The sequence below is a fragment of the Portibacter marinus genome (assembly GCF_021533195.1).
Taxonomy (GTDB): domain Bacteria; phylum Bacteroidota; class Bacteroidia; order Chitinophagales; family Saprospiraceae; genus Portibacter; species Portibacter marinus.
The window spans coordinates 710,415-723,250 of record NZ_JAJNKB010000001.1; the positions used below are offsets into that span (position 1 = coordinate 710,415).

Sequence of the window (12,836 nt, forward strand, 5' to 3'; positions counted from 1 at the left end):
TTATGTCGACCAATGATAAAAATGGGCCCATAAAGCAAAGCGATGAACCCCAGATCGAATTTGCTCATGTCAGGTCTTTTTTCAAGAATATCATTAAGGACATTCTGGATCTCAAACATGGCGTAAATAAGAAGGCGACCATAGAAGAGATCAATAATAAGAAAAGTCTTTCAGGTGCCAATGCCTGGATGTTGATCTGCTCTATCATGATTGCCTCGATCGGTCTTGATAGAAATTCACCTGCTGTGATCATCGGCGCCATGCTCATTTCACCCTTGATGGCCCCTATTCTGGGAATAGGGCTAGGAGTAGGGATTAATGACAGACGAGTGATCAAAACCTCCTTAATGCATTTTTCTGTCGCCATATTAATAGCGATTGTGGTCAGTACCATCTACTTTCTAATCACTCCTCTTGGAACCTTTGGCAGTGAAATCAGAGCCAGAACTGAGCCCACAATTTTAGATGTTCTCATTGCACTTTTTGGGGGTGTAGCGGGTATCATCTCTATTGCCAGAAAAGACATCAGCACCACCATTCCCGGTGTGGCCATCGCTACCGCATTAATGCCACCACTTTGCGTAACGGGATTTGGCATCGCCAATTGGGAAACCAACATCATACTATCGTCCTTTTATTTATTCCTTACCAATACATTTTTCATTTGCTTGTCCACATATATCATTGTGCGCTTACTAAGATTCCCTTTCAGGAAGTATCCAAATAAGAAAGAAAAGCGACGCAATATGATCTACGTTATCCTTTTTTCCTTGATCGTTATTATACCAAGTATTTTGATCTTAAATAAGGTGATTTTGAAAATCGACACCTTTAGTAACATTGAAAAAATGCTGGTCCAGAACTTCGGTAAGGATATGGAATATCTGGATGATTACAAATTGATCCAAAATGATACTACTAACCTCCTCATTTTGAAGGTCTACAGCAATTCCAAGAATCCTTCGTTAGAGGCGGAATGCAAAAGCAAATTAGATTCTCTAGGACTGAAAAACATGGAAGTTAAGGTTTTATATACGTCCGAAGTGAATTTGAATCAATTTGATCGGCTCCAACAAAAATTAAATTCGTTCGATAAGTTTGAAAAGTTTTCTGATTCTTTAGTGGCCGTGCAAAATGAAAGGGCGATTGAAATAGAAAATCTAAAGTCAAGACTTCAGAAAAATGTGCTGGATTCTATGGAACTAAATCCACTCTATAGAATAGCAAAGAATCGCTTTCCATATATTCAAAAGATCAGTGTAGCCAAGGCAAAGGGTCAGCAATTGACGACCGGTCAATCTATCTCAGAAATTTTGGTTTACATTGAGTGGAACGAGGACATTCGACAGGACCAACGCGATTCTACGCAAGCTTATTTGCAACCCTTCTTAGAAGGTTACTTCAGAAAAAAAGAAATATTAATCGTCAGTAAATGAAATACAGAATAATCACCGTCCTACTCCTGCTCGCATTGATAGCTTGCAACAATGAAAGAAGCGACAAGGAATCTACAAATATAAAAGGCCATCCCACGCTAGAGGAAATGATCGGTCAGATGATTATGATTGGGTTTCGTGGCTTTGATATCGCCGAGGTAAGCGATACCATCCTTGCACATATTGAAAATCAGAGGGTGGGTGGCCTGGTATTATTCGATTATGATGTAGTTAAAAAGGAAGCGAAAAGAAATATTAAAAATCCTGAACAGCTTGAAAAGTTGATAACTGATCTTCAGAACCATAGTGAAGACCATCTCTTTATTGCCATTGATCAGGAAGGAGGCAGGGTCAACCGACTAAAAGCAACCTATGGATTTCCAGCCAGCGTCAGCAATCAATATCTTGGTCAACTGAACAACCTGGACAGCACAAAATTCTATGCAAGTCAAAATGCTGCTACACTGAGTCAAATGGGCATAAATGTCAATTTTGCTCCGGATGTTGACCTAAATATCAATCCTGAAAATCCGGTCATTGGAAAAATCGGAAGAAGTTACGGTGCAGACACATCTACTGTAATCGCTCATGCTTCGGTCTGGATAGCAGCCCATCAGAAAGAGAAAATTATATCCACGCTTAAACATTTTCCAGGACATGGAAGCTCGCACGCAGACTCACACTATGGCTTAACTGACATCACTGATTACTGGCAACCGCAGGAGCTCATTCCTTTCAAAACATTGGCCCAGAAAGATCTGGTAGGGATTATGACTGCACATGTGGTAAACAATCAATTAGACACCGTACCTGCTACTCTTTCCAAAAAAATCATTAAAGAAATAATTAGAGATGACTGGAAATTTGATGGACTGCTATTTTCAGATGACCTACATATGGGAGCTGTCAATGATTTATATGATTTTGAGACCATTTTAAAGAAATCCATTGACGCCGGGGTGGACATACTGCTTTTCGGAAACAACCTTAGGTATGATGAAGAAATTCCGCGAAAAATTATTGCGAGTGTAGCCAAAATGGTTGAAACTGGAGAAATCTCTAAAGAGCGAATCCTACAATCTTACAACAGAATTATCAAAGCCAAAAGTCAGATCCAGTGATCCACGAATTCACCTTCAGGATCATACCGCTTCGCTTGGTTTTCAATGTTAAAGTAACGATCGGATCGCGGATCATTTCCCACTCCTGCAATGTAATTCCAGTTGCCATAGTTGCTGCAAGGATCATAGTCAATTAAAAGCGATTCGAAATATTGAGCGCCCAATAACCAATTGAGATTAAGATCGTTCACCAAATAACTGGCAACGTTCTGCCGACCTCTGTTAGACATAAACCCGGTCGCATTAATCTCTTTCATATTGGCATCCACAAATGGCACACCTGTTTCTCCGGCTGCCCATTTAGAAAACAAATCCATATCTTCCTTGTCGCTAACATCACTGGATTGTTGAATACCTCCCAATTGAAAAATGGCGTTACCATACTTTTTTCCCATCAATCTGAAAAAATCTCTCCACATCAGTTCAAATATTAACCAATAGGTTGATTCATTCTTGGTTCTTTCTTTTTCGTATTTGAAAATCTGATGAGCAATTAATTTTGGAGAGAGGCATCCTTGCGCCAGGTAGGCTGAAAACTTTGAGGAATAATCCCTGCCCAGCAGTCCATTGCGAGTCTCTTTATAAGTCTGTACCAAATCAGACTCCCATAAATAGTAATTCATTTCCTTCAGACCGGCAGACTCACCTCCCAACAAAATGGGCGTAAAATCGGCTTCTTCTTCACTGAATCCAAAATCTGTCAAATTGGGAATGTCACCTTCCTCAATCTTAAAAGTGGAATCTGGAAGTTCAATGTCGTCTGTGGGCAGTGGCTTTCTAATGGGTACAAACTTCTCTACTTCTTTTCGAAAACTGGTGAATGTATCTGGAGTCTGGGTGATAGGAAAAGGAAGATCGCCTGTGTAATACAACATTTTTCCTCTGGAAAACCTTACTTCTCGTCCAATACTCCAAAGATTTTTTTCAAGGGCATCCTGTACCTCTATTTCTTCCTGGGTGCGCTCCCGATTACAAAAGATCCAACTGGCCTTACTTTCATTACATATATCAAAAAGGATTTCTTCAGGTTTTCCTGTTCTTACAATAAGCCTGCAACCCTTCTCTTTCAAATTATTTCGAAGATCTTGTATGCTCTCAATGATGAACCTCGCTCGGTATTTGTCTGTTTTTCGAAATCCAAAACCTGTTTTCCCTTTAAATACTCTTTCGTCGAAAATATAGACATAGATTAATTCGTCGACTTGACTTTTTGCATCATAAATAGCTTCGTTATCGTGCAGTCTGAGATCTGCTCTAAACCAAACAATACCTCTTTTATTCATTCTGTTATATTTGCTTTTATAACATGACTAAAACTGATTTAGTTTATACATTTACACTCTTAAATCATAGATATGAAACACTATTTGATTTTATCGGTTTTAATTATATGCTGCAAGCCAGCCGCCAATAATTTAGAACAGCAAAGAGCAGAAGTCATGAAAATCCACGATGACGCAATGGCCAGAATGGGTGAGATTCAAAATGCTGTAAAGGACTTAAAAGAAATGCCTGTGGACAGTGCTGAACAGAAACAGGTCGATGGCTTGATTCTGGCTCTGGAAGATGCTGAAGAAGGAATGATGTTATGGATGGAACGATACAGTGAACCGAAAACAGAAATTGAGCAGTTTTATAGAGATCAAAAAGAAAAAATACAAATAGTAGCAGATGACATTGATGAAAGTATTGCGCGTGCAAAAAAATATATGGAATAAGTTGACTTATACGTTAGTGGGGATGCTCATTTTAATATCGTGCACAAATGAAGATAAATCCTTACCTATTTTGGGAGAAAAAGAAATGGTAGAGGGGCAAGAGGTACCCCATTCCATACCGGATTTTTCATTTGTCAATCAGGATAGCACGATTATAACCAACGATCAGCTGAATTCCGGACCTTATGTGGCAGATTTCTTTTTTACTCACTGTCCGTCTATTTGCCCGATCGTGACAAAGCAGATGTTGAGAATTCACGATGCCTTTAAAGAAGAAAATTTAAAGTTGGTTTCATTCACAATGGATCCCAAACGAGACACTCCTGAAAGGCTGAAAGATTATGCTTCGAAATTAGAGGTCGATGCCCCCAAATGGCACTTTTTAACTGGCGACAAAGAAGAATTGCATGACATCGCCACCGATTTTTTTAATGTAGTCATCGAGGACGATGAAGCACCAGGAGGATTTAATCATAGCGGAAAAATCATTCTTGTAGATAAAAATAGGCATATTCGTGCGTTCTGTGAAGGTACTGATGAAGAGGATGTGGACGATTTTATAAAAGATATTAAAATTTTACTTTCTGAAAATGAAGACTAGCATACTACTGCTCATGATGTTGATGAGCTTCTTTTTCTGCCAGAACAAAGTCTATGTGCAGGGAGAACGTTTATATAATACCTATTGCTCGAATTGCCATGGAAAAGACGGAATGGGTCTCAAGAATTTGTATCCGCCCTTAAACAACAGTGATTATTATGAGGAGAATCAGGACATGATCGCTTGCATTATCTTAAAGGGACTGGAGGAAGAAATAGTCGTTAACGGCAAAGATTACATGATGCCCATGGTGGGTTTTGATAATCTCACCGACGTGGATATCACTAATATCATCAACTATGTTAATACGGCATGGGACAATGATATCGAAGAAACTACCATCCAGCAAGTGAAGAAAGATCTGGAGAAATGTAATTAAATTTATTTCTGTATTTTGTCGAATTATAGCTCGTTGAATTATTAAATTATTGCTTCTGAAATTTATGAAGAACTGGATACTACTTATTCTTATATGCTGTTCAACCTCCCTATATGCTCAGGTCTTAAACGATGAATGTGCAGGAACGGTTAATCTTGGCACCGCCCCGATTTGTACTGACATGGTTTATTCAAACGCAGGGGCAACAGCTTCTGATCTGGGAGCAAATAACGATCCCGATTGCTTTGTAGACGCTCCTGCCAGAGATGTATGGTTCAGTTTTATTGCAGATTCGGAGATCACTAATTATGTCATTGAAATAGAAGCATCAGAGGAAAATTCTAATCCAATTCAAAATATACAAGCAGGCTTATACAGAGGGTTTTGTCCAGATAATGTTTTTGCTATTAATACTTGTGCGGCTTCGGATATCAATGCAACCACGCTAGAATTTGAAGTATCAGGTCTGACACCTAACGACCTGTATTATATAAGAGTTGACAATTTCGGAGGAGAATCTTTCTCGGGAGATTTCACAATTTGTGTTACAGCTCAGGATCAGGAATTCACACTGAATGAAGTAGGTTCTACAGAATGTTCTGGTATACTTTACGATTCGGGAGGGCCTAATGGTGACTATTCAAACGGAGAAAACAATACCTTTACCATATGTCCAGGAGTGGTTAATCAATGCATCGAATTTAATTTAGAATACTATAATATAGAGGGTACACTTTCAGGTGCCAATGGTGATGTTCTAAATTTTTATAATGGTGAAGACACTGATGCTCCTTTAATTGTCTCACTGGAAGGTGCCAATGGTACTTTTCCTAGCGGTAATAGTGGAGTTTGTTACACCGTTTATGCTGAAAATTGTCTGACAGTTCAGATGATCACGGACGGTTCCACCACTTTTGAAGGTTTTAAAGGAAGATGGTCCTGTAGCAGTCAAAAATGCGATAAACCGGAATCCATTGCCATCGATACCAACGCATTGGAACAAGATTTAATCAATAGCCTGTCTTCATCTTTGGTCGACATTACCATTACAAATATAGACTGCCCTAATGCCGCATATGGAACCTTTGATGCAGGAGAAAATTCTGATCTTGGCATTGAAAAAGGCATTATATTGACATCAGGAAGTGCAGCCTATGCAAGAGGACCAAATGAGTCAGATGGCAATCCGGGATTTAGCTACATCGGTCAGGGTGATGAAGATCTGGATGCATTATCAGAACTGTATGGAACAAGTTTAGCGTCTAACGACGCTTGTGTGATCGAGGTCGAGGCTTTTGTAAATTCATCTGAATTAAGCTTTCAATTTTTATTTGGTTCGGAAGAGTATCCTGAGTTTTCGCAAGGTGACTTTAACGATATTTTCGCATTACTCATAGAAGGTCCGGGAATCGAAGGCTTGCCAGAATTAGGTGGGAAAAAGAATTTGGCATTAATACCAAACACAGATATTCCAATCCAGATCAAAAGTGTTAATAGCGAAACCAATTCTGACTATTTTAGAAATAATGTCCAAGGACTAAGTACAGAATATGATGGGCTAATTATAGATTATCAAGGCCGTCAAAAAAGCTTGACTGCTACTTCTTCGGTCATCCCTTGCAATACTTATAAATTAAAGTTTGCCATAGCAGACAGAGTAGACTTTCTATATGACTCAGGAGTATTTATTTCTGAATTGACCAATACGGTACCGGAAGTAACGCTTATTTCGTCGTATGGATTTGACTATTTACTGGAAAACTGTTCTGATGGTCAGGATCAAATCGCCATACAGTTGAGTGAACCTCAAGAAATGGATTTGAAATTTGCGCCAGTCATCAAAGGTACGGCAACTCTTGGAAGTGATTATCAAATTAATTTACCAGACACCATTGTGATTCAGGCTGGTCAAACCCTCGTGACTTTTCCTATCACCGTTCGTTCTGACAATTTGATGGAAGGGACAGAAATCATAGAAATAATTTTTCAGAATGATTTTGGATGCGGCACAGTAGAAATTGCCACTTTACAGATTGAATTAAGAGAAGCCATTGAGGTTGTTGCGGAAGGTGGTGTCGATAGTATTTACATATGTGCAGGGCAGGATTATATATTGTCGGCAGACGGTGCTACCTCTTTTACCTGGGAGCCTGCTGGTGATTTAAGTGACGCAACCGCTCAAAACCCAACATTTATCAATCCCTCACAACCAACGATTTTTACAGTTTCAGGAAACATCTCACCATTTGACTCTCCTGAATGCACGAGCAGTGACATGGTGATGGTCTTCCCCGTCGAGCCAGAATTAGAACTAATACCGGATGGTGAACTTACGCTTTGTTTAGGCGATAGCATCGGTGTGCAAATCGTAAGTAATGTAGAGGGAGGCGGTGTCATCTGGGAAAATCCTGACTTGGGAGTATTGTCTCCGAATACCGATTTTACTTTTATAAAACCTGTTGCTGCCTCCTTTACCCCAATTCCTTTTGTGGCTACATTGGAATTAGATGGATGTTCAGTCTCTGATACCCTTTTTCTACAAGTGGATGCTTTTGAGCTTCCAGAAGCTCTCGTTCAGGATTCACTTATATGCCAGGGGTATGAGGTGCAATTGGCCACAGATCCCGGCAATGAAGGTGTGACCTATCAATGGACACCTTCAGACTATCTCAATAATGACACTATAGCCAATCCGATTGCGACTGCTACGGAAGACATCACTTACACGTTGGTTGCAACTTCTTTTACTGGTGCCTGTTCAGATTCGCTTGAGATCAACATCAGGGTTCAGGAAAGTGAATTAAATATAGCGGCACCTGATTCTGTATTCCTATGTTTTCCTGATTCGATTTTACTTTCTGCCAATGGCACAGCAAATGGTGCAGACATTGTATGGCAACCAACCAATATACTTACTCCAGCTTCCGGTCCGGAAGTATTGGTGAAGCCGGAGGTATCTGGCTACGTTATTGCATCTGCAGAGTTTAATGGGTGTACAGCTGTTGATTCTGTGTGGATCGAAACAGATTCTCTCCCATCCATGGAATTTGAGATTATTCAAGAAAAAGACATGTACTGCCTGGGAGAAGTAATAACAGTCGTTTCTGCAGGATACGATCCGCTTGATTTTCCGGATATTTCATTTGCATGGGACCCGGCTCCGGGAATTAACTCTCCTTTAGATGAAAGAAATTTAGCGGTCATAGCCGCTGATACAGCTCTTTTAAGAAGAGTGACCGTAAATGGTGCTTGTAGAGACACCATTGAAAAAGAAATTTTCGTGTTAGATCCTATTGTAGGAATCATCGTATCTGATACTTCAGCACTTTGTCCGGGTACCCCTGTACGATTGATGTTGGAATCAGAACATAAACTGGAAGATATCATGTGGGATCCGGGCACACCCGATCTGTCTTGTGATGATTGTATAGATCCCATTGCAGCTTTTAATGAAACAACTGTTGTTACGGCTATGATGGACGCAGATGGTTGTCCTGCGACAGCTTCTGCACAGATAAGAGTGAAAGATGTTCGACTCAATATTGTTTTTAGCCAGAATAATATTTGCCCTGGCACTCCAGTTCAGCTGTCGTTGCAAGGTAGTGGTCCGATCACCGATATCAATTGGAGCCCATCAGGTCTGCTAAGTTGTGATGACTGCCCTACCCCAATTGCTTCCGTTGATCAGAATACAACCTTTGAAGTAGAGGCCACTGTGGACGGATGTATCATTTCGACCACAGGTACATTGACTATAGATGAAAGCATTAGATCGGCTACGGTTCTGGTTTCTCCTAATGATACTGTTCCTGCAGGTGCGGAAATAACGCTCTCTGTTCAAAATGAACCTACTTTCGGTCCAAATACAACCTATGAATGGTTTATTGATGGTGAATCACAGGGTGAAGGTGGACCAACTTTTACTACAACTCAGGCAGATACCGTTTTTACAAACTATCAAGTCAGAATCGTTGATGAGAATGGATGCTCCTGGGAAGGAAGTACTCAGGCAATAGGGGTGTTTCCTAAATTCCGATTACCTAATGCCTTTACTCCAGGGGGAGGAACCGATGAGATCAACGATGTATTCAGACTCATTCAAACACCTGCAGTTGCTTTAGACAATTGGCAAATCACCAGGTTTGAGATATTCAATAGATGGGGGCAGAGGGTTTTTGAATGTGAAGACCGCCAATGTGCAGTTGTTACAGGATGGGATGGTCGACTAGGCAATAATAGCCTGGCACCTGCGGATGTCTATATTTATGCCATCCAGGTCGAGATTGATAACGGAGATACGATTGATTTCAAAGGAGATGTGACACTTCTGAGATAAAAATTCTTCTTTAGATTTCTATTTTAAACCTTAGATTGATTCTTCTGGAGGTCAGGGCGTTGGGAATGGCGAACTGTCTGTTATTGATCGCTTTGATCCAGGTATAGGAAGCAACATTTCTGATTTGTAACATGTTTAAAACATCCAGGCTTACCCAGGATTTCCTAAAGAATCTTAGTGGATGATTAGGCTGTTTCGTAATTCTGGAACGGTCCCAAAGCATGTAGGCGAATCCAAGATCCACGCGCTGATAAATCGGGAATCTGTAAGTATTTCTATAAATTTTATTATTGCCCCGAACTCCGAAAGGCAATCCACTGGCAATACCCAGATTTAAATTCATCCTGAAATTCTCGTTTTTAGGAAGATAATCCTGAAAAAACATATTGAGAGTCATAAGCTGGTCCGTCGGTCGAGGCACCCAATTGACACGAGTTGCTACAGAATCTCCAATTTCACGCTGAAGATGCTCCACGCCTATAATTTGCTCTCTTGTTTGTAAAAATGAAAGATTTACCCAGGATTCTGCTCCCGGAACAAATTCACCATTGACCCTTATATCCAATCCCATTGCATAAGCATTCGCATCATTTTCTCCTGAATACCTAATCCGAACGTTGTCGATTTCATAGCTCACAACATCTCTCATCTGCTTGTAGTAAATTTCTGTTATCAACCTGAACTTTTTAGGACTGACTGTCCTCCAATAAAAGTCATAACCTAAACCACCTACCAGATGTGTTGATTTCTGAGAAAGCAGATCGGTATTCAATGTACCGTCAAGTCTGCGCATCTCTCTGTAAAATGGAGGCTGATTATAAACTCCCCCAGAAAGTTTGAAAGTAAGATCATTCCTATTATTAATAGGCTTATACAATATCTGAGCTCGAGGACTGACGAAGAATTCCCGGTTCAAGTCCCAGTAAGATAGCCTCACTCCACCAGTAAATCGCCATTCAGCCAGGCCAGTATAAAGAGAATATGAATCTTGCAAATAAGCGGTCAATCTATTAGACAAAAGTGTATTATTGGTCTGATAGCTAAAATTCAACGGAATACTTTCACCCGTATACGGTATAGAGTACAATGCAGAATCCAGACGTTCCCATTCATTAATCTTATCAAAGATATATTCCGATTGATATTTCAAACTCCATTCGACAAAGTGGTTTGAGCCGCTTCCATTATCAGATTGTAACTCAATCCCGCCTTTATGTTGAAAGTTGTAAACATTGGCGAACAAGAAATTCCTGGTAAACTCATGCTGGGTTCCTACCCCTAGTACAGCAATTTCCTGTCCGGCATTATCATTAAAATTTGTTTCTATTTCACTGAGTCTGTATGCTCCGATGATATCAAAGGTTTCAGATTCCTGACTGGTGTATGTAGAAGCCAGAAATTTCATGTAAATGGGATTCTTATCGCGTTCAGGCAGATAGGTTAAAGACAGACCGGTCATGCCATTGGTAAATCTATCTTCTTCACGACCCTCATAAAAAGTAGTCAACTGCAGCGCAAAGTCAATGAAACCCGTTCCTTGCACACCTGAAACGGGCCTGAAATTGTAAACAGAACTGTTAAAATTAGCCAACAATCCGACCTGCCATGACTTATTGATGTCATAACTTAAATAAGTTTGTAGATCCGTAAAGTTAGGCAGGTACTCTCCTGCAATGTCAAGAGATCCCAATAAATATCTTGTGGTTTTGTACCTGGTCCCAACTAAATATCTGAATTTATTATAGGGCCGCTTGCCAAGCTGTCTGGAACCTTCGATGTGAGCAGACGCTCCTAAAAGTGAGGCTGAGGCTGACGCGCGAAACTCCTCAGGCCGCTTGTAGCTGATATCCAAAACAGAAGATAATTTGTCTCCATACTTAGCCTGAAATCCACCACTTGAAAACTGGAGATCTCGAATAAGGTCAATATTGGGAAAGGACAATCCTTCCTGCTGTGAACTCCTAATTAATTGAGGACGATAAATTTCGAAATCATTGACATAAACCAAATTCTCATCATAATTACCACCTCTCACATTATATTGAGAAGTTAATTCTCCACCAGTACCACTGTTTACACCCAGCGCAATACTGGGTAAAACACTTTCAAAGTTTCCAGATGCAGTAGGCAGATAAACCAAATCCTCTACTTCTTCTCTAATAATGCCTAAATCCTCTATCCGTGATTCTGTGATTACCACATCAAGTTCTGAAGTTTTGGGTACCAGCGCTGCATTGATGTTCCGTGAGGCTCCGGTTCTGGTTTTTTCAACAAAAACTCTTGCCTCAACATATCCAATTCTGGAATATATTAAGAACAAGTTCTCGTTAGCAGGTACTTCTAAGACGTAAAGACCTTCTGGATTGGTTTCAGTAGAATAAGTACTACCTTCCATATAAACCGTTACAAAATCTATGGGCTCACCTGATTCAATGTCAGTGACTTTCCCAATAATTTCGATGTTCTGTGCAGAAAGATCTAGACTACAAAATAAAAGAAGTAAGAGAGTAAGTGCTTTCCCCATGCTATGTTCCGAACGAATTTTAATCAGAGAAAGTATACTGCTTCTCGATTGCTTTAAAACGCTTGATGGTTTCCTTCGGATTATCAGACTTAAAAACACTGGATCCCGCTACCAATACATCAGCACCAGCTTCCAAAATCTTCTCCGCATTCTGAAGGCCTACACCGCCATCTATCTCTATTAATGTAGGTAAATTTCTATCAGTGATCTCTTTCTTTAGTGTCCTTATCTTCGCTAAAGTATTGTATATGAACTTCTGCCCTCCAAAACCAGGATTAACACTCATGATCAAAACATGATTCAGGTCTTCTAAAACATCATGTAAAAGACTGACATTGGTATGGGGATTTATGGCAACTCCCGCCTTGACATGGTGCTCCTTTATCAATTGAATGGATCGGTGCAGGTGATCGCAAGCCTCAAAATGAACATAGATATGATCTGCTCCTGCATCTGCAAATTCACCAATATAACGGTCTGGCTGAGTTATCATTAAATGTACGTCTACCGGTTTTTTGCTGTAGGCCGCCATTTTTTTAACTATAGCCTGTCCAAAGCTTATATTTGGGACAAACACACCATCCATAACATCCACATGCAACCAGTCAGCCTCACTTTCATTAACCATTTCAATTTCTTCCTGGATCCTACCAAAATCTGCGGCCAGTATGGATGGAGCAATTATAGGCATACTTTTATTTTTGCTGCAAAATTAATATTT

General features: G+C 40.1%; 9 protein-coding genes. 6 read left to right on the forward strand and 3 right to left on the reverse strand.

The genetic code is table 11. From position 1 onward, the window contains the following. Positions 1 to 2 precede the first annotated feature (2 nt). On the forward strand, positions 3 to 1,436 hold the full coding sequence (locus tag L2567_RS02980; RefSeq protein WP_235296207.1) for a TIGR00341 family protein: 1,434 nt from the start codon (positions 3 to 5) through the stop codon (positions 1,434 to 1,436). After that, positions 1,433 to 2,557 carry a glycoside hydrolase family 3 protein gene (locus tag L2567_RS02985; protein ID WP_235296208.1) on the forward strand — a complete coding sequence of 375 codons (1,125 nt, stop codon included), beginning with the start codon at positions 1,433 to 1,435 and terminating at the stop codon, positions 2,555 to 2,557. The genes L2567_RS02980 and L2567_RS02985 overlap by 4 nt, the downstream gene beginning before the upstream one ends. Here the strand turns inward: L2567_RS02985 and L2567_RS02990 are convergent. Beyond that, a complete protein-coding gene (locus tag L2567_RS02990; RefSeq protein ID WP_235296209.1) occupies positions 2,545 to 3,840 on the reverse strand; it encodes a DASH family cryptochrome in 1,296 nt (431 codons plus the stop codon). The genes L2567_RS02985 and L2567_RS02990 overlap by 13 nt on opposite strands. 72 nt (positions 3,841 to 3,912) lie before the next feature. On the opposite strand from L2567_RS02990, the gene L2567_RS02995 reads away from it, so the two are divergent. The 4 genes from L2567_RS02995 (at position 3,913) to L2567_RS03010 (ending at position 9,591) form a co-directional block, all read left to right on the forward strand. Then, the gene (locus tag L2567_RS02995) at positions 3,913 to 4,275 is read left to right on the forward strand and encodes a hypothetical protein (protein WP_235296210.1); all 363 of its coding nucleotides are present in this window, start codon (positions 3,913 to 3,915) and stop codon (positions 4,273 to 4,275) included. Then, positions 4,253 to 4,876, forward strand: a complete 624-nt coding sequence (locus tag L2567_RS03000; RefSeq protein WP_235296211.1) for an SCO family protein — start codon at positions 4,253 to 4,255, stop codon at positions 4,874 to 4,876. The genes L2567_RS02995 and L2567_RS03000 overlap by 23 nt, the downstream gene beginning before the upstream one ends. Further along, complete coding sequence (locus L2567_RS03005; protein ID WP_235296212.1) at positions 4,866 to 5,255, forward strand: c-type cytochrome; 390 nt, start codon at positions 4,866 to 4,868, stop codon at positions 5,253 to 5,255. Before L2567_RS03000 ends, L2567_RS03005 begins: the two co-directional genes overlap by 11 nt. Positions 5,256 to 5,319: 64 nt before the next feature. Then, positions 5,320 to 9,591: a choice-of-anchor L domain-containing protein gene (locus L2567_RS03010; RefSeq protein WP_235296213.1), complete on the forward strand. Its 4,272-nt coding sequence runs from the start codon at positions 5,320 to 5,322 to the stop codon at positions 9,589 to 9,591. Positions 9,592 to 9,601: 10 nt separating this feature from the next. Here the strand turns inward: L2567_RS03010 and L2567_RS03015 are convergent, their stop codons facing one another. Then, complete coding sequence (locus tag L2567_RS03015) at positions 9,602 to 12,115, reverse strand: TonB-dependent receptor (RefSeq protein ID WP_235296214.1); 2,514 nt, start codon at positions 12,113 to 12,115, stop codon at positions 9,602 to 9,604. Positions 12,116 to 12,134: 19 nt separating this feature from the next. Beyond that, complete coding sequence (gene rpe / locus L2567_RS03020; protein WP_235296215.1) at positions 12,135 to 12,806, reverse strand: ribulose-phosphate 3-epimerase; 672 nt, start codon at positions 12,804 to 12,806, stop codon at positions 12,135 to 12,137. Positions 12,807 to 12,836: the final 30 nt, after the last annotated feature.

Excerpts from the sequence above, each read along its gene's own strand:
- L2567_RS02995 (WP_235296210.1), top strand. The coding sequence starts at position 3,913 with ATGAAACACTATTTGATTTTATCGGTTTTAATTATATGCTGCAAGCCA.
- rpe (WP_235296215.1), bottom strand. The coding sequence starts at position 12,806 with ATGCCTATAATTGCTCCATCCATACTGGCCGCAGATTTTGGTAGGATC.
- L2567_RS03015 (WP_235296214.1), bottom strand. The coding sequence starts at position 12,115 with ATGGGGAAAGCACTTACTCTCTTACTTCTTTTATTTTGTAGTCTAGAT.
- L2567_RS03010 (WP_235296213.1), top strand. The coding sequence starts at position 5,320 with ATGAAGAACTGGATACTACTTATTCTTATATGCTGTTCAACCTCCCTA.
- L2567_RS02980 (WP_235296207.1), top strand. The coding sequence starts at position 3 with ATGTCGACCAATGATAAAAATGGGCCCATAAAGCAAAGCGATGAACCC.
- L2567_RS03005 (WP_235296212.1), top strand. The coding sequence starts at position 4,866 with ATGAAGACTAGCATACTACTGCTCATGATGTTGATGAGCTTCTTTTTC.
- L2567_RS02985 (WP_235296208.1), top strand. The coding sequence starts at position 1,433 with ATGAAATACAGAATAATCACCGTCCTACTCCTGCTCGCATTGATAGCT.
- L2567_RS02990 (WP_235296209.1), bottom strand. The coding sequence starts at position 3,840 with ATGAATAAAAGAGGTATTGTTTGGTTTAGAGCAGATCTCAGACTGCAC.